The sequence below is a fragment of the Buttiauxella gaviniae ATCC 51604 genome (assembly GCF_001654835.1).
GTDB lineage: Bacteria > Pseudomonadota > Gammaproteobacteria > Enterobacterales > Enterobacteriaceae > Buttiauxella > Buttiauxella gaviniae.
This window is the reverse complement of sequence record NZ_LXEP01000013.1, coordinates 1-778: the sequence shown is the minus strand read 5'-3', so window position 1 is coordinate 778 and position 778 is coordinate 1. Positions and strand designations below refer to the sequence as shown.

The window sequence follows — 778 nt, the reverse complement described above, 5'->3', positions numbered from 1 at the left end:
CGTACAGGTAATGGTCACTGGTGTGGATGCATCCGGTAACACCGCGATTGCGGTTGAGCACCAGAACGTGGTGCTCGACACCCATGCCGAAAACCATGTGCTCATCCAGACAGTGGCCGGTGACAACGTGGTGAATGCCGCCGAATCCCGTATGCCGACGATGATCTCGGGTGTGGTGAGCGGTGATGCGCAGGTGGGCGATCATGTGGTGGTCAGCGTTAACGGTCATGAATACCGTGGCGACGTGGTGGCGGATGCCAACGGCCAGCTGCGTTACGAAGTACCGGTCCCGACTCATGCGCTGAATGAAGGCAACAATGATGTGCAGGTGATGGTCACCGGTGTTGACGCGTCCGGTAACACCGCGATTGCGGTTGAGCACCAGAACGTGGTGCTCGATACCCATGCCGAGAACCATGTGCTCATCCAGACCGTGGCCGGTGATAACGTGGTGAATGCCACCGAGTCCCGGATGCCGACGATGATTTCCGGTGTGGTGAGCGGTGATGCGCAGGTGGGCGATAACGTCGTCGTCAGCGTGAACGGCCATGAATATCACGGCAATGTTGTGACGGATGCCAACGGTCAGCTGCGTTACGAAGTACCGGTACCCACCGCGGCGCTGAATGAAGGCAACAATGACGTACAGGTAATGGTCACCGGTGTGGATGCGTCCGGTAACACCGCGATTGCAGTTGAGCACCAGAACGTGGTGCTCGATACCCAGGCACATAATGCCCTGACCATCGAAACGGTGGCGGGTGACAACACCGTCAAC

The 778-nt window shown here is 58.2% G+C and carries 1 protein-coding gene; it reads left to right on the top strand.

Features of this window, described 5'->3' with window-relative positions:
• Nucleotides 1-778 (top strand): Ig-like domain-containing protein (locus M977_RS07120; RefSeq protein WP_157092050.1); only part of this gene is annotated, 778 nt, incomplete at both ends.